The sequence below is a fragment of the Thauera mechernichensis genome, from assembly GCF_029588855.1.
GTDB lineage: Bacteria > Pseudomonadota > Gammaproteobacteria > Burkholderiales > Rhodocyclaceae > Thauera > Thauera mechernichensis.
Window position 1 is genome coordinate 364,687 of record NZ_JARQZE010000003.1, and the last position, 21,679, is coordinate 386,365.

The 21,679-nt window shown below is 68.9% G+C and carries 15 protein-coding genes and 1 pseudogene; 3 read left to right on the plus strand and 13 right to left on the minus strand.

What is annotated here, in order from left to right; translation table 11 throughout:
• Nucleotides 1–47 precede the first annotated feature (47 nt).
• Nucleotides 48–689 carry a response regulator gene (locus tag P7F68_RS06640; protein ID WP_002938049.1) on the minus strand — a complete coding sequence of 214 codons (642 nt, stop codon included), beginning with the start codon at nucleotides 687–689 and terminating at the stop codon, nucleotides 48–50.
• Nucleotides 686–2,257, minus strand: a complete 1,572-nt coding sequence (locus P7F68_RS06645) for a PAS domain-containing sensor histidine kinase (protein WP_277831709.1) — start codon at nucleotides 2,255–2,257, stop codon at nucleotides 686–688. The genes P7F68_RS06640 and P7F68_RS06645 overlap by 4 nt, the downstream gene beginning before the upstream one ends.
• Nucleotides 2,258–2,543: 286 nt before the next feature.
• Here P7F68_RS06645 and P7F68_RS06650 point away from each other — a divergent pair, with 286 nt between their 5' ends.
• Complete coding sequence (locus P7F68_RS06650; protein WP_277831711.1) at nucleotides 2,544–3,608, plus strand: patatin-like phospholipase family protein; 1,065 nt, start codon at nucleotides 2,544–2,546, stop codon at nucleotides 3,606–3,608.
• Nucleotides 3,609–3,620: 12 nt separating this feature from the next.
• Here the strand turns inward: P7F68_RS06650 and P7F68_RS06655 are convergent, their stop codons facing one another.
• Genes P7F68_RS06655 through P7F68_RS06665 form a run of 3 tightly spaced genes read right to left on the minus strand, consistent with a single transcriptional unit; the run spans nucleotide 3,621 to nucleotide 6,605 of the window.
• Nucleotides 3,621–4,865 carry a class I SAM-dependent methyltransferase gene (locus tag P7F68_RS06655; protein ID WP_277831713.1) on the minus strand — a complete coding sequence of 415 codons (1,245 nt, stop codon included), beginning with the start codon at nucleotides 4,863–4,865 and terminating at the stop codon, nucleotides 3,621–3,623.
• Nucleotides 4,858–5,730 (minus strand): methyltransferase domain-containing protein, encoded by an 873-nt coding sequence (locus P7F68_RS06660; RefSeq protein ID WP_277831715.1) that lies wholly within the window; start codon nucleotides 5,728–5,730, stop codon nucleotides 4,858–4,860. Before P7F68_RS06660 ends, P7F68_RS06655 begins: the two co-directional genes overlap by 8 nt.
• The gene (locus tag P7F68_RS06665) at nucleotides 5,727–6,605 is read right to left on the minus strand and encodes an alpha/beta fold hydrolase (protein WP_277831717.1); all 879 of its coding nucleotides are present in this window, start codon (nucleotides 6,603–6,605) and stop codon (nucleotides 5,727–5,729) included. The genes P7F68_RS06660 and P7F68_RS06665 overlap by 4 nt, the downstream gene beginning before the upstream one ends.
• A gap of 291 nt (nucleotides 6,606–6,896) precedes the next feature.
• On the opposite strand from P7F68_RS06665, the gene P7F68_RS06670 reads away from it, so the two are divergent.
• Entirely contained in the window at nucleotides 6,897–9,779 is a 2,883-nt protein-coding gene (locus tag P7F68_RS06670; protein ID WP_277831719.1) for an AMP-binding protein, read from the plus strand.
• Nucleotides 9,780–9,796: 17 nt separating this feature from the next.
• Here the strand turns inward: P7F68_RS06670 and P7F68_RS06675 are convergent, their stop codons facing one another.
• The 3 genes from P7F68_RS06675 to P7F68_RS06685 form a co-directional block, all read right to left on the minus strand.
• Nucleotides 9,797–11,794, minus strand: a complete 1,998-nt coding sequence (locus P7F68_RS06675; protein ID WP_277831721.1) for an acyl CoA:acetate/3-ketoacid CoA transferase — start codon at nucleotides 11,792–11,794, stop codon at nucleotides 9,797–9,799.
• A 136-nt stretch (nucleotides 11,795–11,930) separates the two neighbouring features.
• Nucleotides 11,931–14,198, minus strand: a complete 2,268-nt coding sequence (locus tag P7F68_RS06680) for an ATP-dependent helicase (protein ID WP_277831723.1) — start codon at nucleotides 14,196–14,198, stop codon at nucleotides 11,931–11,933.
• 57 nt (nucleotides 14,199–14,255) lie between these two features.
• Nucleotides 14,256–15,989 carry a diguanylate cyclase gene (locus tag P7F68_RS06685; RefSeq protein ID WP_277831725.1) on the minus strand — a complete coding sequence of 578 codons (1,734 nt, stop codon included), beginning with the start codon at nucleotides 15,987–15,989 and terminating at the stop codon, nucleotides 14,256–14,258.
• Between the two features lie 297 nt (nucleotides 15,990–16,286).
• Between P7F68_RS06685 and P7F68_RS06690 the strand changes: the two genes are divergently transcribed.
• Nucleotides 16,287–17,081, plus strand: a complete 795-nt coding sequence (locus P7F68_RS06690; protein WP_277831726.1) for a caspase family protein — start codon at nucleotides 16,287–16,289, stop codon at nucleotides 17,079–17,081.
• Between the two features lie 20 nt (nucleotides 17,082–17,101).
• On the opposite strand, the gene P7F68_RS06695 is transcribed toward P7F68_RS06690, so the two are convergent.
• The 5 genes and pseudogenes from P7F68_RS06695 to P7F68_RS06715 form a co-directional block, all read right to left on the minus strand.
• A complete protein-coding gene (locus tag P7F68_RS06695) occupies nucleotides 17,102–17,692 on the minus strand; it encodes an alpha/beta fold hydrolase (protein ID WP_338405586.1) in 591 nt (196 codons plus the stop codon).
• Between the two features lie 86 nt (nucleotides 17,693–17,778).
• The gene (locus tag P7F68_RS06700) at nucleotides 17,779–19,044 is read right to left on the minus strand and encodes a TRAP transporter large permease (protein WP_277831730.1); all 1,266 of its coding nucleotides are present in this window, start codon (nucleotides 19,042–19,044) and stop codon (nucleotides 17,779–17,781) included.
• Nucleotides 19,041–19,568, minus strand: a complete 528-nt coding sequence (locus P7F68_RS06705) for a TRAP transporter small permease (protein ID WP_002931222.1) — start codon at nucleotides 19,566–19,568, stop codon at nucleotides 19,041–19,043. Before P7F68_RS06705 ends, P7F68_RS06700 begins: the two co-directional genes overlap by 4 nt.
• A 3-nt stretch (nucleotides 19,569–19,571) precedes the next feature.
• Nucleotides 19,572–20,585 (minus strand): TRAP transporter substrate-binding protein, encoded by a 1,014-nt coding sequence (locus P7F68_RS06710; protein ID WP_277831733.1) that lies wholly within the window; start codon nucleotides 20,583–20,585, stop codon nucleotides 19,572–19,574.
• A 114-nt stretch (nucleotides 20,586–20,699) separates the two neighbouring features.
• A pseudogene (locus P7F68_RS06715) lies at nucleotides 20,700–21,599 on the minus strand (LOG family protein).
• Nucleotides 21,600–21,679 lie beyond the last annotated feature (80 nt).

Below are 21,679 nucleotides of genomic sequence, written 5' to 3' on the forward strand. Positions count from 1 at the left end.
ATTCACAGCAACGATGACCCCGCTACCAAGAAATGCGTACATCGCCCTCAGGGCGCAACCAGGCCCTCACGGATCGCATAGCGCGTGAGGTCGGCCGACGTGCGCAGGCCGAGCTTGTCCTTCAGGTGGCGCCGATGGACCTCCACCGTCGACACGGTGATCCCCATCTCGGCTGCCATCTCCGCCGCACGCTTGCCATTGGCCAGCAGCACCAGCACCTCGCGCTCGCGCTGGCTCAACAGGCTGACCGGCGGGCAGCTGTCCGCACGCGGCAGAAAACGGTTCAGCATGCGCGCGGTTGCCTCCGCGCACAGGAAGTGCTTGCCTTCGGCGACCGCGCGCACGCCGTTGATCAGCTCCTGGGTGCTGGCCGTCTTGACCACATAGCCAGAGGCGCCGGCCTTGAGCATCTCCTCGACGAAGGTTCGATCGGCATAGCCCGAGAGTGCCAGCACGCGCGCGCCTGCATGCTCGCGTCGCAAGCGCTGCATGACCTCGATGCCATTCTCGTCGGGCAGGCCGACATCGAGGATGAGTACATCCGGGCGCACGCGCCCGATCTCGGCGAAGATCTCGGCCGCACTGCCGACGCAGGACACCACCACGATGTCGGGCTCGTCCGACAGGATGCCGGCGAGGGCCTCGATGAAGATCCGATGGTCGTCGCCGAGCATGACCCTGATGCTCATCGTCGCCTCCCCGAGCCACGACTGCTGCCAAGCGGCACCTGCAGCCGCACTGAGGTCCCTCGCCCGGGTGCCGAGTCGATGACGACCGTTCCATGGAGATAACCGATGCGCTCCTGCAGGCTGGCCAGCCCGAAGCGCTCGCGCTGGTCGAGCGCGGCGGCAAGGTCCTCGATCCCCCGCCCTTCGTCACGCACCGTGATGAGCAAGAAATGCGCCGTATGCTCGACCCTGACCTGCGCCCAGAAAGTACCCGCATGCTTGAGCACGTTGAGCAGCAGCTCGCGCACCGCGCGGAACAGGATCAGGCTCTGCGCCTCGCCCAGGGCGATGGCCTCGCCCCCGTCCGTATCCGTGCCCACAGGCTCGACGTCCACCTCGACATCGAGCCCGAACTCGCGCCCCATCTCGTCGGCCAGCCAGTGCAGAGCCGACACCAGGCCCAGCGTACGCAGCACCGGCGGACTGAGCTGTGCCGTCATCGAGCGCACCCGCCGGCTCGCATCACGGATCAGCCCCCCTACCTGCACCAGGGCAGCAACGAGCGCGTCATCGCCGACCGAGCGCTGCACCTGGTCCAGCCGCATCTGGGCGATATGCAGCAACTGGCCGAGATCATCGTGCAGGTCGCGCGCGATCGCCTTGCGCTCGCTCTCCTCGGCCAGGGTGATCTGCACCGCAAGCTCCTGCAACTGCCGGGTACGCTCGGCCACCCTGCGTTCGAGATTGGCATTGGCCTCCTGCAGCGCCAGCTCGGCCACTTTCTGCGCCGTGATGTCGCGGCCGACGCACTGGATCTCGCGCAAGACCCCCAGTTCGTCGAAGAAACCACGGTTTATGAACTGCACCCAGCGCAACTCGCCGTTACCGCAGACGACGCGGTTCTCCTCGATCACCACATCATTGCTCGGCGACAAGGTGCGCAAGGAGGCTTCGACCCGCGCAACGTCGTCGGGATGTGCCACCGGCTGCCAGCGCTGGCCGAGCAGCTCCTCGCGCGCGCGCCCCGACAGCGCGCAGTACGCATCGTTGACGAACAGGAAGCGGCCGTCTGCCCCCAGGCGCGAGATCGCCTCGGTCTGCCCACCCAGGATGCTCCTCAGACGCCGCTCGCTCTCGCGCAGCGCCTGCTCGGTCTCCTTGAGGGCCGAGACCTCGCACAGGATCACGACGATGCCCGCGACGACACCCTTGCGCAGGTCCGGAACATAGTTGACCACCCAGTAGCGCCGACCACCGCCGGGCGACTCGATGACCTGCTCGTCGGACTGCGCCTCACCCCGATAGGCGCGTTCGACCAAGGGCAGGATCCTCGCGTACAGCGCCGCGGGGGCGAGATCCACGATCCGACGGCCGCGCAGGTCGGCCGCTCCGAGCCCAAGCCAGGCCAGGTAGGCGCGGTTCGCATACACATTGCGCTGCTCCGCATCCCAATAGCTGATCATGGCCGGCAGACACTCGAAGAGCGTCGCCAGGCTCACATCGAGGCCAGGGTCGCCGCCCCCACCTTCACGCCCCTCCCGGAGCGCAGGCTTGCGGCCTTCATCCGCATCGACAGCCAGCATCATCATGTATCTTTCATTCTCGGATGTCGGGCAGGCCACCTGCCCACCGCTGCTTAGGCACCAAGGGCAGGCGACAGCCCAGGGAGTATACCCATTTCCATATCAGCACCAGGGTTTCCGGGCGCGGCGCATTCGAACGTCGGCGGAAGACGAGATGACCTGGCACCCCTTGGGCGTCGACACACTTGCGCTCATGGCTGCGTGTTAATCTCATTTGTGCATTGCAACATCCCTTCCGGATGGCGCACCTTGGCGGACTGCACCCATCCCACCAGACGAGGAGGACCCAGCCATGTTCCAGCTGCCGTGGTCAGGAAAGCGCCACGACGCACGTACCCCCGCACGTACCCCAACGCTCAACCTCGCGCTGCAGGGCGGTGGCGCCCATGGCGCCTACACCTGGGGCGTGCTCGACCGCCTGCTCGAGCACGGCATCGGCATCGAGGGCGTGAGTGGTACCAGCGCGGGCGCGATGAATGCGGTCGCCCTCGCCCAGGGCTGGACCGAAGGCGGTGCACAGGGCGCACGCGCCAGCCTGGCGGCTTTCTGGTCAGCGGTCGGCGACAGCGTGCCCTTCCACCTCGAACTGCTGCACAGCCTCAATCCGGCGAGCGACGGCAGCCTGCCCGCGCCGATGAGCCTGATGCTCGGCTTCACGCGCATGTTCTCGCCCTACCAGCTCAACCCCTTCGAGCTCAATCCCCTGCGCGACGTGGTGCGCGCCCAGTTCGACTTCGAACGCCTGCGCCGCGACTGCCCGCTCAAGCTGTTCATCGCTGCCACCGCGGTGCGCACCGGCAAGGTCAGGCTGTTCCACACCGGCGAGCTCAGCGAGGCCGCGCTGCTCGCCTCCGCCTGCCTGCCGACCCTGCACCACGCGGTGGAAATCGACGGCGAGCAATACTGGGACGGCGGCTTCACCGCCAACCCTGCGATCTATCCGCTGCTCTACGAATGCCACTCGTCCGACATCCTGCTCGTGCTGCTCAACCCGCTGCGTCGCGAAGCCGCGCCGCGCAGCGCCGACGACATCGCTGCGCGCAGCATGGAGCTGGGCTTCTCCACCACCTTCCTGCGCGAGATGCGCATGGTCGCCCATGCCCGCCGCTTCATCGCCGACGGCGGGCCCGCGTGGCTGCGCGGCCGCTTCGAGCGCAAGCTCATGGACGAGCGCTTCCACCTCATCGATGCGGTCGAGCTGGGTGACGCCGGCAAGGCCAGCAAGCTCAACGCGGCCAGTGGCTTCCTCATGCAACTGCGCGACCTTGGCCGCGCCCGCGCCGAGGCCTGGCTGCAGGCACACGGCGCGGACATCGGCCGGCGCGAAACCGCTGCAGTCGACGCGCTGTTCCTGTGATGGCGCGCGCACTCAGCCCACTGGCAGAAAGGCCGCAAAGCTGCCCGGCAGCGGCGCGTTCTCCAGGCTGCGCTGGGTGAACAGGAAACGGCCATCGCAGACGAAGCCGAGATCGGCCCAGTCGACCGCATTGAGCGCGTCGCGGAAGGCCTCGATATCCACATCCGGCCGGCGCGGGAAGATCGCCATCACCGCGCCGTCGTAGTCGGTGCAGGGGTGGGTGAAGAAGGGTTTCGCCACCCGCGTCTTGCCATTCACATACACGCGCGGCTGCGCGCTGCGGTGGTGCATGCGTCCCCACATCCACCAGTTCGACTCGTCGAAGCGGGTGACCTTGCGCTGCAGCAGGCGTGCCTTGTGCGGCAGGAGCACGGTCGGCGGCGCTTCGCCCGGCTCACTCCAGATCATGCGCCGGGTGAGGCCCGTGCTCACCGTGGATGAGCACACGAAATCGCGGTTGCCATGCGCCGGGTCGGCATACAGTTCGTCCGCGCCCGATACCGCACCGACCTTGACGAAGGCGATGTCCGCCAGGCGCAGCGGGTAGTCGCCACGCGCGAACATCAGGTGGCCGGCGCATTCGATGAAGTGGCGCGTTTCCCAGGCCGGCGCGGCAAGCGCCGCGTCGACGTCGTCGCCGACGCCGATCTCGCAATAACGCGTTTCCCGGTTGGTGCAGCCCTTCTCGAAACGCCAGATCAGGCAGTTCGGCACCGCATCGGCGAACACGCGCGCATCACCCAGCTCGATCGCGTCGGTGATGCTGCCGGCCTCGAACAGCAGGCGGTTGAGCTTGACCGCCGAAGTCGCCTTGAGGAAATCCCGCGGCGTGATGAAGATCAGCTCGCCGCCCGGCTCGAGGTGGCGCAGACACTTGTCGATGAAGAACAGATAGAGGTTGGCGCGCCGATCCAGGCACTGGCCATGGCGGCCGCGTGCGATCAGCGCCTGGGTGGCGGCCGGAATGTCCTGGCAACGCACGTAAGGCGGGTTGCCGATGATGGCATCGAAGCGCTCGCGCTCGGGATAGGCGAAGAAGTCGATCGCTTGAGCGCCCGGCGGACAGTGGTCGGGGTCGATCTCCAGGCCGACCGCATCCGGCAGATGACGCAGGAAGGCGCCATCGCCGCAGGAGGGCTCCAGCACCCGGCCGCGCCGGCGGCGCAACGCCAGCATGGCGCGCACCACGGCGTTGGGGGTGAACACCTGGCCAAGCGCAGCCACGTCGCGCAGGCCGAGCACAAGCTGGTCATTCATCTCGGGGCGCTCCAGGCTCGGCGGACACAAGGCCCGGCTTGCGTACGGCAAGCAGTATGGTGTCGTAGGTGGCCGGCAGCAGGCCGTCGGCGAGTCGATGACGCTCGTAGCGTGCGCTCACCGCCAACCAGGCCTGGCGCCCCAGCGGCGTGCGGCGGCGGCCGCCGTCGATGGTCGCCGCACCGATGGCCTTGATGTCGCGCAGCAGGCCGCGCAGGTCGGCGGCACGCGCATGCAGGGCGCAACGCTCGCGCCGTTCGACCTCGAGCCCCGCCGCGCGGGCCGCCTCCACCCATTGCGCATCGGTATGGAAATCGATGGTATGGCGCGCATCGTCGACGCTGGCGAAGGCGTCGCGCAACTCCCACAGCGTGTCGGGGCCCAGGGTTGCAACCAGGCCGATACCACCGGGTGCCAGCACCCGGCCCAGTTCCTCGAACACGCGCCCTGGGCGGCACCATTGCACCGCCAGGCTGGACCAAAGGAGGTCGATGCTGGCAGCGGCAAGCGGCAAGTGCTCGAGGTCCGCGCACACCGGCTCGAAGCCGCCATCGCGTCCTGCGCGCATGTGCGCCCGCCCCAGCATGGCCGGGGCCAGGTCGAGCCCGACGATGCGCCCGCCCGGGCGCAGCCGCCGCAGGCTCTCCACGCCGAAGCCGGTACCGCAGCCGGCATCGAGCACCCAGCCGTCCGCGTCGCCCCCGCCCGGCACGAGCCCCTCGCCAAAGGCGGCAAGCCGGGCGCAGATCTCGCGCTGGATCATCGCGGCCTGGTCATAGCTGTGCGCGGCGCGCTCGAAGGCTGCGCGGATGTCGCGCCGTCGATGCGCATGGGCGTGATCGACGCCCTTCATCGTCGCCGTCATGCGTCCCCCCTTGCGCCGACGAAGGCCAGGATGTGGCCTGCGCAGTCCGCCGCACGCGACACCGGCAGCGCATGGCCGCTGCCCTCCAGCACCTGCAGGCGCGCCTGCGGCAGGGCTTGCGCCAGCCTGTAGGCCGCGGCCACGGGCATCAGCGCGTCCTGGTCGCCGTGCAGCAGCAGCACCGGCTGACGGATCCCGCCCAGCAGCGGACGCAGGTCGGCCGCGGCCAGGATCGCCAGGCCGTCTTCGAATGGGCTCGGCGCGGCGGATCTGCCGGCGCCAGGGCGCAGCACGCCGTCGGCCGCCTGGCCAGCGCAGCGGCCCTCCTGCGCGCTCGGACTGAGGCACTGCGCCAGCGCCTGCTGTACCACCCGGCGTCGTGGCTCGCCCATGCATTGCAAGGCCAGGAAGCGCGCCAGTGTTGCCGCAGGGGCCGAGGCGTAGTCGCGCTGAAAGGCGTCGACCACTTCGGCCTGCAGCCCGGGCCAACCCGTGTCGTCTGCCACGAAGCGCGCCGTGCCGGCAAGCAGGACGAGGCGCGACACCTTGTGCGGATGGCGGCAGGCGATGTCGAGCGCGAGCATCGCCCCGAGCGACCAGCCCACCAGCACCGAAGCGTCGGCAAGGCCTGCGGCGAGGGCATCCGCCCAATCCTCCAGCCTGGCGGCTCGGACCGGAGGCGCCCCTTCATGTCCCGGCAGTGCCAGGGTGCGCACCACCTGCCCATGCAGACTGGCTTCGAGCGCAGCGTACACCCGTGGCGACATCGCCCAGCCATGCACCAGGGCGATTTCCGCAGCAACACCCGCGCATGCGGACGCAGCGGCGCGGGCCGGCGCGGACACGACAGGGGTCTCGATGGGGGCTGCAGTCATGGTTTGGGCGCAAACGCTGCGCACGGACGACAAACGAACGGGCGTGCATTGTAAAGGCTCGAGCCGCTACCACGGCGGGAACAAACGCGGCGCGCTCCCCTGTAGGAGGGGCGCCAGCCGCGAGCCTTTTGTCGCCCCCCGCACCACATCGCCCTCAACCCCTCGCGGCTCGCGCCGCTCCCACGGCGGGAGCAAACGCAGCGCGCCCTCCTGTTGGAGCTTCATGGCTTGCCGAGTCGGTGTCCCGGCGTTACCTTGGTCATCTGCCTGGCAAGCACGAGGAGTCCCGCGATGCCCACGCCTCACCTGGCCGACCCGCACGATGCCGCGCAACTGCTGGCCTTGGTCGACGCACTGGTCCGCGAGCTGCATCCCGGCGCAATGCGCAGGGCGACGCTCGACTGCGCGCTCGACCGCGACCTCGGGCTCGACAGTCTCAGCCGGGTCGAGCTGCTGGCCCGCATCGAGCGCCACTACGGCGTACGCCTGCCAACCACGGTGCTCGACAGCGCCGAAACGCCGCGCGACCTGCTTGCCGCCCTCGCCGATGCGCCCGCAGGCTCGCCGCTGTCCCAGGCCACCCGGCGCGCAGCCGGGGACGCGCCAGCCTCCACCTCAACCGTCACGGATCCAGTCAGCGAACCTTCGGCCGGAATGCCCTCAGGCGCGGCCACCCTGCTCGAGGTGCTCGACTGGCATCTCGCCCGCCACCCGGAGCGCTGCCACGTACGCTTCCTGGCCGGCGACGACGAGGTCGAGACCCTGAGCCATGCCGAACTCGCCAACGGCGCGCGCAAGGTCGCCGCCGCGCTGCGCGGCCTGGGCGTGCAACCGGGCGACTGTGTCGCGCTGATGCTGCCGACGGGGCTGGACTTCTTCCGCAGCTTCTTCGGCATCCTGTTCGCCGGCGCGGTGCCGGTGCCGATGTACCCGCCCGCACGACCGGCGCAGATCGAGGAGCACCTGCGCCGCCAGGCCGGCATCCTGCGCAACTGCGCGGCCCCTGTGCTGATCACCTTCGACCGTGTGCGCCCCCTGGCCAGCGCCCTCGCCGGGCTGGCGCCCGAGCTTGTGCATGTCACCACGCCCGCAGCGCTGGCGGCGTCCCCTGCCGCCAGCGCGCCCGCCATGGCCTCGGCGCCGCGCCATCCGGCGCGCGCACGCGAACTCGCGCTCATCCAGTACACCTCGGGTTCCACCGGCGACCCCAAGGGCGTGGCGCTCAGCCACGCCAACCTGCTCGCCAACATCCGCGCCTGGGGGCTGGCCGCCAAGGTCGAGGCGCGCGACGTGTGCGTGAGCTGGCTGCCGCTGTACCACGACATGGGCCTGATCGGCACCTGGCTCGGCAGTCTCTACCATGGCTGCACGCTGGTGCTGATGTCGCCACTCGACTTCCTCGCCCGCCCCGAGCGCTGGCTGTGGGCGATCCACCACTACCGCGGGACGGTCACCGCCGCACCCAACTTCGCCTATGAACTGTGCGTCAAGCGCCTCGCCGGCACCGACCTGGCGGGCCTCGACCTGTCGAGCTGGCGGCTGGCGGCCAACGGCGCCGAGCCGGTCAACCCCGACACGCTCGAACGCTTCGCCCACGCCTTTGCCCCCTATGGTCTGAGCGCCGGCAGCCTGACACCGGTGTATGGCCTGGCCGAGTGCTCGGTCGGCCTGTGCGTACCGCCCCCCGGCCGCGGCGTACGTATCGACCGCGTCGAGCGCACGCTGCTGACCCGCGAGGGGCATGCGCTTGCAGCTGACGGCGCGGCAGGAACGGGTACAAACGATGACGATGGCGAGGTGTTGCGCCTGGTGTCCTGCGGCCCTCCGCTGCCCGGCCACGAACTGCGCATCGTGGACGCAGATGGCCGCCCGCTGCCCGAACGCCATGTCGGCGAACTGGAGTTCCGCGGCCCCTCAGCCACCGCCGGCTATTACCGCAACCCGGCGGCGAGCGCCGCCCTGTTCCACGACGGCTGGCTGGTGACTGGCGACCATGCCTACCTCGCCGACGGCGAGCTCTACATCACTGGCCGGGCGAAGGAGCTCATCATCCGCGCCGGCCGCAACCTCTACCCCTACGACCTCGAGCAGGCAATCGGCGACCTGCCGGGCGTACGCAAGGGCTGCGTGGCCGTGTTCGGCGTATCGGACCCGACCAGCGGCGAAGAGCGCCTGGTGGTGGTAGCCGAAACCCGGCTCGAGGACCAAGCCGAACGCCAGGCGCTCGAGGCCGGCATCGTCGCCGCGGCGATGACCCAACTCGACCTCGCCCCCGACGCCATCGTGCTCGCGCCCCCGCATGCGGTCCTCAAGACCTCCAGTGGCAAGATCCGCCGCGCCGCGGTGCGCGAGGCCTGGCTGGCCGGGCGCCTGGGTGAGCCGGTGCGTGCGGCGTGGCTGCAGGTGCTGCGCCTGCACGCCGCCAGCCTGGCCGGCCGCATCGGCAAGCGGGCACGCGCGCTGCCAGGCGTTCTCTACGCCGTCTGGGCCTGGGCCTGGTTCGCGCCGCTGGCCACCCTCGCAGCCATCGGCATCATCGGCCTGCCCGGGCTCGGTCAGCGCTGGGCGCTCGCCCACCGCCTCGCCCGCCTCTACCGCTGGCTATGCGCCTGCCCGCTGCGGATCGAAGGCCTGGACAAGCTGCCCGCGGGCAACTGCATCCTGGTCGCCAACCACGCCAGCTACATCGACGGCTTCGTACTCGCCGCCACGCTGCCGCATCCGGTGCGCTTCATCGCCAAGACCGAGTTGCGCGCCCAGCCGCTGCTGCGCACCCTGCTCGAGCGCATGGGCACCGTATTCGTCGACCGCTTCGACACCCGGCAGAGCCTGGAAGATGCACGCACGCTCGCCACACATGCCGAAGCCGGCGTGCCGCTGCTGTTCTTTGCCGAAGGCACCTTCGGGCCCGAGGAGGGGTTGCGCGCCTTCCGCCTCGGCGCCTTCCAGGTCGCTGCACGCCAGGGCCTGCCAGTGGTGCCGGTCGCACTCGCGGGCACGCGCGCCGTACTGCGCAGCGGCGGTTGGCAGCCGCAGCGCGGGCGGCTGGGCGTGCGCATCTGCGCGCCACTGCAACCGGCAGGCGAGGACTGGCACGACCTGCTCGCGCTGCGCGATGCGGTGCGCGCGCGCATTCTTGCGCACTGCGGCGAGCACGACGCACTGCAGGACTGAACCGCTACACCCGACCGTCAGGCCAGCGGGCGCACGCGCCCCTGGGCCTCCTCGGCGCTGCCGTATATGTGCGGTACGACCTCGTGCTTCTCCAGTGCCTGGCCAAGCTTCATGCGCATGAAGCTGTTCGCCGTGTAGCGCGTCACCGCGCGGTAGTGGCGCTTGACCAGGCGCTTGACCATCTCGATGTAGTCGTCGACCAGCTCGGGCACGATCGAAAAGCGGTCGTAGTTGACGATCGCATCGACGCGATGGCCCACGCTGGCGAGCGCAGCATCGACCGCCTGCTCGATGCGTGCGATATCGGCCTCCGTGCGCACCGCGAGGCCCTCGAAGTTGACGAAGAACAGCCCCTCCTGGGCATCGTAGGACAGGCGCTGCTCGAGCGGGAGCTCGAGCAGGTCGCGGCGCAGCCCCATCGGCTCGTCACGGAAGATGCGCGCATCCATCAGCCGCGGCGCCTGATGCATCACCGGAACGAAATCCATCTGGGCGAGGATGTCGGTCTCGAGATCGACACCGGGTGCGATCTCGATCAACTCAAGCCCCTCCGCGCACAGGCGGAACACACAGCGCTCGGTGACGTAGAGCACCTCCTGCTGCCAACGCACCGCCTGCACCCCACTGAAGGTGCGATGCTCGACCGCATCGACGAACTTGCGCGCGGCGCCCTCCTGCTGGATGCGCAAGCGCCCCTTGTCGACCACCGCCTTCAACTCGCCGGCGGTGAAGGTACCGACGAAGACCACCTTCTTGGCGTTCTGCGAGATGTTGATGAAGCCGCCCGCCCCAGCCAGGCGCGGCCCGAAGCGCGAAACGTTGAGGTTGCCCTCGCGATCGGCCTGGGCCAGGCCGAGAAAGGCGATGTCCAGGCCGCCACCGTGGTAGAAATCGAACTGGCTGGGCTGGTCGATGATGGCCTGGGTGTTCACGGCAGCGCCGAAGGACAGCCCGCCGGCCGGAATGCCGCCGATCACACCGGGCTCTGCAGTGAGGGTGAGGAGGTCGATGATCTTCTCCTCTGCGGCCACGTTGGCCACCCCCTCGGGCATGCCGATGCCCAGGTTCACCACGGCGTCAGGCCGCATCTCCATCGCCGCGCGACGAGCAATGACCTTGCGCTCGCTCATGCCCATCGCCGCAATCGCCGACATCGGCACACGGATCTCGCCGGAGAAGGCGGGGTTGTACTGCTCGCTGTAGGTCTGCATGTGGTGCTCGGGCCGCTCGGCGAGCACCACGCAGTCCACCAGCACCCCAGGCACCTGCACATGGCGCGGGTTGAGCGACCCGCGCTCGGCGATGCGCTCGACCTGGGCGATGACGATGCCGCCCGAATTGCGCGCCGCCATCGCGATCGCACGCGCTTCCAGGGTCAGCGCCTCCTTCTCCATCGTCAGGTTGCCGTCGGGGTCGGCGGTGGTGCCGCGGATGATGCCGACGTGGATCGGGAAGGCCTTGTAGAACAGGTATTCCTCGCCGTCGATCTCCATCAGCCGCACGAGCTCGGCCGTGGTGCGCGCATTGAGCCTGCCGCCACCGAAGCGCGGATCGACGAAGGTACCCAGGCCGACACGGGTGAGCGTGCCCGGCTTGCCCGCAGCGATGTCCCGGAACAGATGCGAGATCACCCCCTGCGGCAGGTTCCAGGCCTCGATGCGGTTGCCCACTGCAAGCGCCTGCAGCTTGGGCACCAGCCCCCAATGGCCGCCGATCACGCGCGCCACCAGGCCATCATGACCGAGGTGGTTGAGTCCGCGCTCCTTGCCATCGCCCTGGCCGGCAGCGTAGACCAGAGTCAGGTCACGCGGCGCGACAGCGTCCCCCGCAGCGCTGTCGAGGAAGCGGCGCTCGAGCGCAATCGCGATGCTCTCAGGGAAGCCAATGCCGACGAAGCCCCCGGTGGCCACGGTGTCGCCGCTGCGGATCAGGCGTACCGCATCGCGCGCCGACACCACCTTGCCGGTATCGGACGCACGCAAAGAGGCGGCCATGGGGTGGCGGGCGCTGGTCATCTTTCCTTCTCCTCGGCAAGCACGATGGCGTGGGCATGAAACGGACATCGAGCATGCCGTGTCGCGGCCGCAACCGCAACGCGGCGGCGCAGCATCGTCGCCCCAGGCCAGGCCGGGGCCCGCCTCTGCGCGCAGCTCAGCGCCACATGTCGCGCATCTTCGCCGCGAGGTCGACCGCCGCCTGGCGCGAGGCGGGCGAGCCCTGCAACTGCGGCGGAGGGGGCGGCCAGCTCAGCTGCTCGAAGTGCCCGAGCAGGCGGTTGGGAATGAAACGGCTGCGCCCGGCATACACATGGCGATCGCCCATGCCCGCCTGCTGGGTGACGTAGAAACGCTGCGGCACGATCAGGTCCAGGCTGTCCCGGGCACGCGTCATCGCCACGTAGAGCAGGCGGCGCTCCTCCTCGATCTCGGCGCTGTTGCGGGTGGCAACATCGGACGGGATACAGCCGTCGACCACGTTGAGCACGCTCACCGCGTTCCACTCCTGGCCCTTGGCCGAATGCATGGTCGACAGGATCAGGTAGTCCTCGTCGAGCAGCGGCATGCCGGCTTCGCCGCTGGTGGCGCTGGGCGGGTCGAGCGTGAGCTCGGTGAGGAAACGCTGTCGGCTCGGGCTGGTGGCGGCGATGCGGGCGAGCTGCTGGATGTCGAGCACGCGCACCGCGAAGTCGTCGTACAGGCGTGGCATCTGCGCCTCGTACCAGCGGCAGGCGAGCTCGAAATCCACCGGCCACTGCGGACCGGCGGCAAGGCTCGCGGCTTGCGCCGCGCCTACAACACCCCCCTCGGGTCGCCCCCGTAGGAGCGGCGCAAGCCGCGAGGGGTCGAAGGCGGTGTGGTCTGGCGGCGTTGCCGAAAGGCTCGCGGCTCGCGCCGCTCCCACAGCGGCGGCGGCAGATTCGGAGGGCGGCATTCTGCCTGCGAGGCAATCGATCAGCGCGGCAAATTCCAGCCAGCCGGCGCGCGCGGCCTCCGGCACGGGCTGCTCGGCAAGCAGCGCGCAGCCCTCGGGAGCGGCACACACATTGTCGAGCACGCGGCCGGCGGTCTTGGGCCCGACACCGGCAAGCAGCTGGATGGCGCGAAAACCCGAAACGCGGTCGCGCGGATTCTCGGCCCAGCGCAGCACGGCAAGCACGTCCTTGATGTGGGCGGCCTCGAGGAACTTGAGCCCACCGAACTTCACGAAGGGCACGTTGCGCCGGGTGAGCTCCATTTCCAGCCGCGCGCTGTGCGCCGAAGCGCGGAACAGCACCGCCTGCTGCTTGAGCTTGAGCCCCTCCTCGCGCCGCGCCAGCACGCCATCGACGACGAAGGTCGCCTGGTCGGCGTCGTCCTTGACTGCCACGATGCGTGGGCGCTGGGCGGACTCGCGCTCCGACCACAGGTTCTTGGTGAAGCGCTCGGCGGCGAGCGCGATCACCGCGTTGGCCGCCTCCAGGATTGGCCTGGTGGAACGGTAGTTCTGCTCCAGCGTCACCACGTGCGCCGGCGGATCGAAGGCGGCCGGAAAGTCGAGGATGTTGCGCACCGTCGCGCCACGGAAGGCGTAGATGGACTGCGCGTCGTCACCGACCACGGTCAGGCCACGCCCATCGGGCTTCATCGCCATCAGAATCGCCGCCTGCAGGTGGTTGGTGTCCTGGTACTCGTCGACCAGCACATGGTCGAACAGGCCGCCGATCTCGGCCCCGAGCGCCGGCTCGGCCACCATCTGCGCCCAGTACAGCAGCAGATCGTCGTAATCGAGCACCTGTTGCGCCTGCTTGGCCTCGACGTAGGCCCGGAACAGGCGTTTGAGCTCGTCCTCCCACTCCGCACACCATGGGAAGCTCGCCTGCAGCACCTCGGCCAGCGGCGCGCGGGTATTGACCACCGCCGAGTAGATCGCCAGGCAGGTGCCCTTCTGCGGAAAGCGCTGCCGGGTGGTCGACAGCCCCGCCTCGTGGCGCACCAGGTTCATCAGGTCCGCCGAGTCCTCGCGGTCGTGGATGGTGAAGCCGGGGTCGAGCCCGATGCGGCCGGCGTAGTCGCGCAGCAGGCGTGCGCCAATGGCGTGGAAGGTGCCGGACCAGCGCAGCTCGGCCTGTGCCAGGCCGGGCCGGCCGGCACAGGCCTGGGCCAGGATGCGCCGCACCCGCCGCCCCATCTCGTCCGCGGCGCGGCGCGAAAAGGTGAGCAACAGGATGCGTGCGGGATCGGCACCGTTCTCGATCAGGTGCGCCACACGGTGGGCCAGGGTATTGGTCTTGCCCGAACCGGCGCCAGCAATCACCAGCAGCGGAGCGGCCGGCCCGCTGGCACCGGCATGGCAGACCGCCTCGCGCTGCGCCGGGTTGAGCGCGTCCAGCGGCGAAGACGTGGCGGAAACGGGTGATTCGGGAGACGGGGGGGCGTACATGGCTGTAATTGTATTCAGTCCATCCCGCATGCGATAGCCGCTGTGCAGCCTCCCGCTTCAGGCCGGCAGCGCCAGCACCACCCTGTCCCGCCCCCCCTGCTTGGCGGCGTACATGGCCTGATCCGCTTCGCGGACAAGGGCTTCGAGATCGGGCTGAGTCGTGCGCTCGGCCACGCCGATGCTCGCGCTCAAGCTCAGCGCGCCGCCATCGAGCGTCAGATCCAGGCCGCGGATGTCGTGCAGCAGGCGCTCGGCCAGCACCCTCGCCTGGGCCGCCGTGGTCTCGGGCAGAAGCACCACGAACTCCTCCCCGCCCCAACGCGCGGCGACGTCGGCCGCCCGGCAGTTGCGTTCGATCACGCCGGCCACGGCCTTGAGCGCAGCATCACCCGCCGCATGACCGCGCACGTCATTGATCAACTTGAAGTGATCGAGGTCGAGCACCACCGCCGACAGTGGTCGTTGGCGGCGGACTGCCGTACTCCATGCGCTCTCGCCCAGCACTGCGAAGGCGCGGCGGTTGCGCAGTCCGGTGAGCGGATCGAGGCTCGAAAGCTGCTCTGCCTGCAGGCGCTCGCGGCGGATGCGACGCACCCGGTAGGCGAGTGCAAGCGACAGGATCGCACCATCGATGGCGATGCCCACCTCCGCGGCATGAAAGGTCCAGTTCGAGTACGGCAGCCCGTTCCACACCGCAAGCGAGGTGGTCGCCGCCCCTGCCATCGCCGCCAGCGCGCCCGCCAGGAAGTAGCCTGCGGCAATGCGATCGCCATCGAGGCGCGAGAAACCCAGCCACACCATGGCCACCGAGAACAGCAGCACGAAGACGAAGGCAACGATGGCCGCTGCCGCCTGCTGGTCGAGCACCACACAGGTGCCGATCGCCACCATGCCCGCCACGCCGAAGCCATGGGCCAGCCGATGCGCACGGGGCGCGGCCACGGCCAGGCCCAGGGAGCTGGACGCGAAACGCAGTCCGAGATAGCCCAGCACCACCATCAGCACCAGGATGATGTAGCGCTGCACGCCGTACATCCCCGGCCACAGCCAGTTGTAGCCGTGCCCTGCGTAGCCCATGCTCAGTAGCACGAAACAGCCGAGGTAGAGCACGTAGTCACGATGCGCGCGGTCGCGCAGGCCGGCGTACAGCATGGCGTTGTAGGCGATCAGCGCGAGCAGGAAGCCGTACAGCAGCCCATAGGTGAAGTCGTGCACCCGCATCGCGAACTGGTAGCACTCGTCGTCGAACACCCGCAGCGGCAACACGAGCGGGTCGGGCGTCTCGGCACGGACCAGCAATTCGGTGACGCCCGGTTCGAAGACGTGCTCGAAGACAAAACCCAGGTTGCCTTTGGCCGCGCGCAATCCCGGCCCACCGTCGCCTGCCTGCATGCGGCCGACCACCTGGCCGTCGCGAACCACGAACAAGTCGATGCGGTCGATCCACGAAGTACCTACAAGCACGCGGCGCGCTTGCGCCTCGGTATAGCGGCTATCTATCCGCAGGTGCAGCCAGACCGCCGGCGAGCCGATGCCGAACTTGGGCACGTCCTCGCCCACCGGGCTGAAACGCCCGGCGCGCTGGAGGGCGAGCGCGCGCTCGGCTTCCAGCGTGCCACCGAGCTCGATCATCATTGAGCTGGCGCGCCCGAGGTAAGCCGAGCCTGGCTCGTCAAGGACGATGCCAGCCGCCGTAGCCTCCACTTCCGCGCGTACCGGCGCGGCACCGCACAGCAACAACAGCGCCGCCAGCACGATCAGCGCCAGCTCGCGGACACGGAGCGCCATCATGCGCCACGCTCCGACCGCCGGCCGTGTGCGAACACAGCCGGCGCATGGGCGCTGCGCTGCAACAGGATCGACAGACGTCGGCAAGGCATCAGTGTGGGCTCGCATGGCGTATGGGGGCGCCGATACGCTCATTCTAGGACGGGCGCACACGAATCCGCACCTCTGTCGCAGCGCATCACGCCTGTACCCAAAGCAACTGGCACAAGCGGCACCCGCACTCTATGCTGGAACCGGGGAACAAAGCGGCCTGACCGCGCTCCTGCGGCAGCGCGCCCCGCCTTTCCGGAGGATAGGCTCATGGCACGGCGCGCACTCTGCATCGGCATCAACGACTATCCCGGCACCGACAGCGACCTCTCCGGCTGCGTCAACGACGCCCATGACTGGGGTGCCATGCTGCAGGCGCGCGGCTTCACCGTGAGCACCCTGCTCGACGCTCAGGCCACTCGCGCTGCAATGCACGGTGCCATCGAGACCCTCGTCGCCGCGGCCCGCAGTGGAGACACCGTGGTCCTGACCTATTCCGGCCACGGCACCTGGGTGGAGGACGAAGACGGCGACGAACCCGATGGCCGCGATGAAGGCCTCTGCCCCTACGACATCGGCACCGCCGGCCCGCTGCTCGACGACGACCTGCGCGCGCTCTTCGACCGCCGCGCTGCCGGCGTACGCCTCGTCCTGATCGCCGACAGCTGCCATTCTGGCTCGGTGCACCGTGGCGACGACAGCGCGCTCGACGCCGGCGGCCCGCGCCCGCGCTTCATGCCTCCCGAAGTATGGATGAAGGCTGCCGACCTGCCGCAAGCACCACGCGCTTCAGCGCTCACCCTCATCGGCGGCATGCGCCGCGCCGGCGGCGACCTGCTGCTGGCCGGTTGCCGCGACGAAGAGTTCAGTTGGGACACCAGCTTCGGCGGCCGCCCCAACGGCGCCTTCACCTTCTACGCGCTCAAGACCCTGCGCGAACAGAAACCGGGCAACTATGAGCAGTGGCATGCCGCCATCCGCAAGTACCTGCCGTCGACGCGACTGCCGCAGGAACCTCAGATCGCCGGCACGCGCACGGTTCGGAAGATGCCGATCTTCACCTGAACGACGCGCCGCGCTGCCGCTCAGCGGTGCGCGGCACCCGGCGCTCCGGGTGCCGCGGCGGGGCGCTCGAAGAACCCGTGATCGAGAAAGTGGAGCGTCTGGCGCAGGCATGCGGACGACCACAGCATCTGCATGTGGGTGACGGGCAGAACGATGTGATCGCGCGCCCCCGGCCAGCGCGTCTCGGCCACTGTCACCATGCCGTCGTAGGGCTGCGCCATGCCCGGCACCAGGCGACCAAGCCCGATCGGGCGATCGCCGGCGATGACGCCGACCTCGCGATCGGGCTCGATGCAAGGCAGCGACTGCTCCAGCCAGGCAGGCAGTGCTCGCCCGAGCGCGTGACGAAGCAGCGGTACCCGGAGGATCACCCGCGCCGACGCGGAACCGCAGAGCGGCGAGCCCAGCACCACCACCCTCCCAAGTGCAGCGGGACGGTGGCGGGCGAGCATGTGCAGCACGACGCAGCCGCCCAGGCTATGCCCCACCACATGCAGCGGGCGCTCGCCCGCGCTCGCGATCGCAGCCGCGAGGCCGTCGGCGACCTCATCCAGCGCGGCGCGCAGAGAGGGGTAGGAGTAGCTGCGACTCGACCACCCCAGGGATGCCACTCGCCGCCGCTGCAACCCGAACACCCAGCCATGCATCCACAAGCCATGGACGAAGAGGATTCCCGGAAGGCCGGGCCGCACGAGGCTCACCGCGCGCCAGAGTAGCCGAGCAATACCGGCAGGTAGACGACCAGCGCAAACACCACCAGCAGCGCGCCCAGGTAGGGCAGCACCGCGCGGCTGATACGCTCGAGCGGCTGCTCGGTCACCGACGAGGCCACGTACAGGTTGATCGCTACCGGCGGGGTCACCATGCCGATCGCCAGGCCGACGACGATGATCAGGCCGAAATGCACCAGATCGATGCCCAGCAGGGTCACCAGCGGCAGGAACACCGGAGTGAGGATGATCAGCGCCGCGGCGGTCTCGATGAACACCCCGGTAAGCAGGATGAGCAGCATGATCAACAGCAGCACGACATACACGTTGTCGGAGATCGACAGCACCCACTGCGCGATCGTCCCCGGGATCTGCCAGTTGGCCATCGCCCAGCTCAGGATGGCGGAGGTGGAGATCACGAACATGATGACCCCGGTAGTGATCACCGAGCGCAGCATGATGCGATAGACGTCGCGAAAGCCGAGGTCTCGATACACGAACAGTGACACCAGCAGCGCGTAGTTGACCGCCACCACCGCAGCCTCGCTCGGCGTGAATGCCCCCGAGAAGATCCCGCCGAGGATGATCACCGGCGTCAGCAGGCCCCAGATCGCCCCCTTGAAGGTGCGCCAGATGGTCGCCGCCGAGAACGGCGCACCCTTGGGGTAGTTGCGCCGGTAAGCCTGGTGAACCGCAATCGCCATCAGGCCCACGCCCATCGCCACGCCGGGCAGGAAGCCGCTGATGAACAGCGCCGATACCGACTGCGCGGCGATGACCGCGTAGATGATCATCGGCACCGAAGGCGGGATGACCACGCCGATGGTGCCGCTGGCGGCGATCAGGGCCGCCGCGGACGAGGCGTCGTAGCCCTTGCGCCTGAGCTCCGGCACCATGCTCGAGGCCACCGCCGCCGTGGTCGCCGCACCCGAGCCGGAAATGGCGGCGAAGAACATGCCCGCGAGCACCGACACCACCGACAGCCCGCCCTTGAGGAAGCCGAGCACGGCGTCGGCGAGCGCCACCAGCTTCTCGCTCACCTTGCCCTGCGCCATCAGGTCACCGGCCAGGATGAAGAAGGGAACGGCGATCAGCGCGAAGGAATCGATGCCGGCGAACATGCGCTGCGCCGCCAGCATCAGGGGAATATCGTCGACGAACAGCGCCACGGCCGTGCTGGCGCCGATCGTCACCGCCACCGGGACACCTGCGAGCAGGAACAGGAAGAACAGGCCGAACAGCACCAGCGTCATGGCGCCTCACCTGCGCGCGTGCCCGCCTCGATGGCCTCGGCCTCGCGACGGGCCGACGCGGAAAAGAGCTCGGCCAGGTCGAGCAGCGAGTAGTACAGCATCAGCAGCGCGCACACTGGGATGATCGAGAACACATAGCGGATCGGGATGCGCAGCGAGGCCGACACCTGGAAGCTCTGCATCTGCATGAAGCGCAGCCCGTAGAAGATGATCAGCGCGAAGAAGCCGATCGCCACCACGATGGCCAGCGCCTTCACTGCCAGGCGCAGCGGCCCCGGTAGCGCATTGACCACGAAGTCGACGGCGATGTGGCGCCCGCGCTGCCAGGCCATCGCCGCGCCGAGAAAACTGGTCCACACGAGCAGGTAGCGCGCCAACTCCTCGGACCAGCTCACCGCATTGAAGAACACGCGCGAGACGATCTGCAGCGTGATCACCGCGATCATCCCGGCGAGCGCCACGAAGGCGGCTCGCTGGACGATCGCGTCGATCAGCTTTTCGGTGCGTTTGAGATGGCCGAACACGGCTTACTGCAGGGCAGCCCGGATACGCGGCAGGTAGTCGCCGAAGCGTGACTCGTACTTCGCGTACACCGACTCGATCGCTTTCTGGAAGGCACCGACGTCGGGCGACTCATCGATCTGCATGCCCGCGGCGCGCAGCTCGGCCAGTTGCGCAGCCTGCATCTCGGCGTTCATGCGGCGGCCATGCTCGGCCGCTTCCTGGGCGGCACTCTTGACCAGCGCCTGGGCCGGCTCGGGCAGGCGCTTGAAGCGGTCGAGGCCCATCACGAAGATGGCCGGCGCGTAGGTATGGCGCGTCAGCGACATGTGCTTCTGCGTCTCGGAGAGCTTGAACGAGTGGATGACATTGACGGGGTTCTCCTGGCCGTCGATCGTGCCCTGCTGCATCGCCGTCAGCGCCTCGGTCCAAGCCATCGGCACGGCGTTGGCACCCAGCGCACGGAAGGTGTCGATGTACACCGGGTTCTCCATCACGCGGATCTTCATGCCCTGCACGTCGGCCGGGCCATGCACCGCACGGCGGCTGTTGGTGAGATTGCGGAAGCCACGCTCGGCATATGCCAGGCCCTTGAGGTTGACGCGCTCGAGCCGGCCAAGCAGCTCCTGGCCGATCTCGCCATCGAGCACCTTGTAGGCGGCCTCGGGCGTCGGGAACAGGAAGGGCAGTTCGAACACCGCCATCTGTTCGACGAAGTTGGCGACCGGGCCGTTGGTGATCACGCCCATGTCGACCGTGCCCATCTGCATGCCTTCGAGCAGGGTGCGCTCATCGCCCAGCACGGCATTCGGGAACAGCTCGACGCTGAGCTTGCCGCCGCTGCGCTCCTCGACGATTTCCTTGAAGCGCACGGCCGACAGATGGAAGCTGTCACGCTCGTTCACCACGTGCGCGAGCTTGATGGTGGCCGGCTTCATGCCGGCAAAGGCCTCGGGCGATGCCGCGGCCTGGGGGGCGCCGAACAGGACGCCAGCCGACAACCCGAATGCCGCAAGGCTTCCGAAAATCTTGTTCTTCATGCAATTGTTCTCCTTCTAGTGTTTCGGGGTTGCTTCCCGCTCAGCGCGTGGCGGCCGACCAAAATACCACGAAGCCTCCGGAGCGCAGCAGCCGTGCGCCGCGCCAGACGCGCATCAGCCGCCCTTCACCTGGCGCGCCGTCAGCCCGGGATTATCGCCGCTGTAGGCCGCCTTGATCGCATCCCAGGCCTCCTCTGCGGTCTCGGCGTAATGGAACAGGCCGACGTCCTCGGGGCTGATCACACCGTGCTCGATCAGGACGTCGAAATCGAGCAGGCGCTGCCAGAAGTCGCGGCCGATGAGGATGATCGGGCGGCGGCGGATCTTGCGCGTCTGCGTCAGCGTCAGCACCTCGAAGAGCTCGTCCAGCGTGCCGAAACCGCCGGGAAAGCTCACCAGCGCCACCGCGCGCATCAGGAAGTGCATCTTGCGGATGGCGAAGTAGTGGAACTGGAAGCACAGCTCGGGCGAGATGTAGGGGTTGGGCGCCTCCTCGAAGGGCAGGAAGATGCTCATCCCCATGCTGCGCCCGCCGGCCTCGAAGGCGCCACGATTACCCGCCTCCATGATCCCCGGCCCGCCGCCGGTAGCGACGATCACCGGCTCGCCGAGCGCGTCAGGCTCGCGCGTGACCAGCTCCCCGAAACGGCGCGCCTCCTCGTACCAGCGCGCATTCTTCACCATCTGCCGAGCGCGCCCGATCGCGGCCTCGTCGCCGCCCGCCAGTGCTTCCTCCAGCAGCTTCGCCGCCACGTCCGGCGCCTTGAAGCGCGCGCTGCCGAACACCACGACGCTCGATTCCACGCCCTGCTCCTGCTGGATCAGCTCGGCCTTGAGCAGTTCGAGCTGAAGGCGCACCGGGCGCAGCTCGTCGCGCAGCAGGAACTCGGTGTCGGTGAAGGCCATGCGGAAGGCGCTGCCGGGGCCGTCTTAGCGGCCATGCGGCTGGACGGCACGCGCCTCGTCCTCGGCGGACGGAAAGTTGCGGGCACGGATGGGCGACTTGTCGGTCATGTGGCGATCCTGGTGTGGAGGGACCGCCATCTTCGCACCGGGCAAGGGGCGCGCGCCATCGAGCCGGGCAATTCACCCGA

What these genes read in the sequence shown, in the direction of transcription:
- P7F68_RS06640 (WP_002938049.1), bottom strand. Translation starts at nt 689, where the DNA reads ATGAGCATCAGGGTCATGCTCGGCGACGACCATCGGATCTTCATCGAG.
- P7F68_RS06645 (WP_277831709.1), bottom strand. Translation starts at nt 2,257, where the DNA reads ATGATGATGCTGGCTGTCGATGCGGATGAAGGCCGCAAGCCTGCGCTC.
- P7F68_RS06650 (WP_277831711.1), top strand. Translation starts at nt 2,544, where the DNA reads ATGTTCCAGCTGCCGTGGTCAGGAAAGCGCCACGACGCACGTACCCCC.
- P7F68_RS06655 (WP_277831713.1), bottom strand. Translation starts at nt 4,865, where the DNA reads ATGAATGACCAGCTTGTGCTCGGCCTGCGCGACGTGGCTGCGCTTGGC.
- P7F68_RS06660 (WP_277831715.1), bottom strand. Translation starts at nt 5,730, where the DNA reads ATGACGGCGACGATGAAGGGCGTCGATCACGCCCATGCGCATCGACGG.
- P7F68_RS06665 (WP_277831717.1), bottom strand. Translation starts at nt 6,605, where the DNA reads ATGACTGCAGCCCCCATCGAGACCCCTGTCGTGTCCGCGCCGGCCCGC.
- P7F68_RS06670 (WP_277831719.1), top strand. Translation starts at nt 6,897, where the DNA reads ATGCCCACGCCTCACCTGGCCGACCCGCACGATGCCGCGCAACTGCTG.
- P7F68_RS06675 (WP_277831721.1), bottom strand. Translation starts at nt 11,794, where the DNA reads ATGACCAGCGCCCGCCACCCCATGGCCGCCTCTTTGCGTGCGTCCGAT.
- P7F68_RS06680 (WP_277831723.1), bottom strand. Translation starts at nt 14,198, where the DNA reads ATGTACGCCCCCCCGTCTCCCGAATCACCCGTTTCCGCCACGTCTTCG.
- P7F68_RS06685 (WP_277831725.1), bottom strand. Translation starts at nt 15,989, where the DNA reads ATGATGGCGCTCCGTGTCCGCGAGCTGGCGCTGATCGTGCTGGCGGCG.
- P7F68_RS06690 (WP_277831726.1), top strand. Translation starts at nt 16,287, where the DNA reads ATGGCACGGCGCGCACTCTGCATCGGCATCAACGACTATCCCGGCACC.
- P7F68_RS06700 (WP_277831730.1), bottom strand. Translation starts at nt 19,044, where the DNA reads ATGACGCTGGTGCTGTTCGGCCTGTTCTTCCTGTTCCTGCTCGCAGGT.
- P7F68_RS06710 (WP_277831733.1), bottom strand. Translation starts at nt 20,585, where the DNA reads ATGAAGAACAAGATTTTCGGAAGCCTTGCGGCATTCGGGTTGTCGGCT.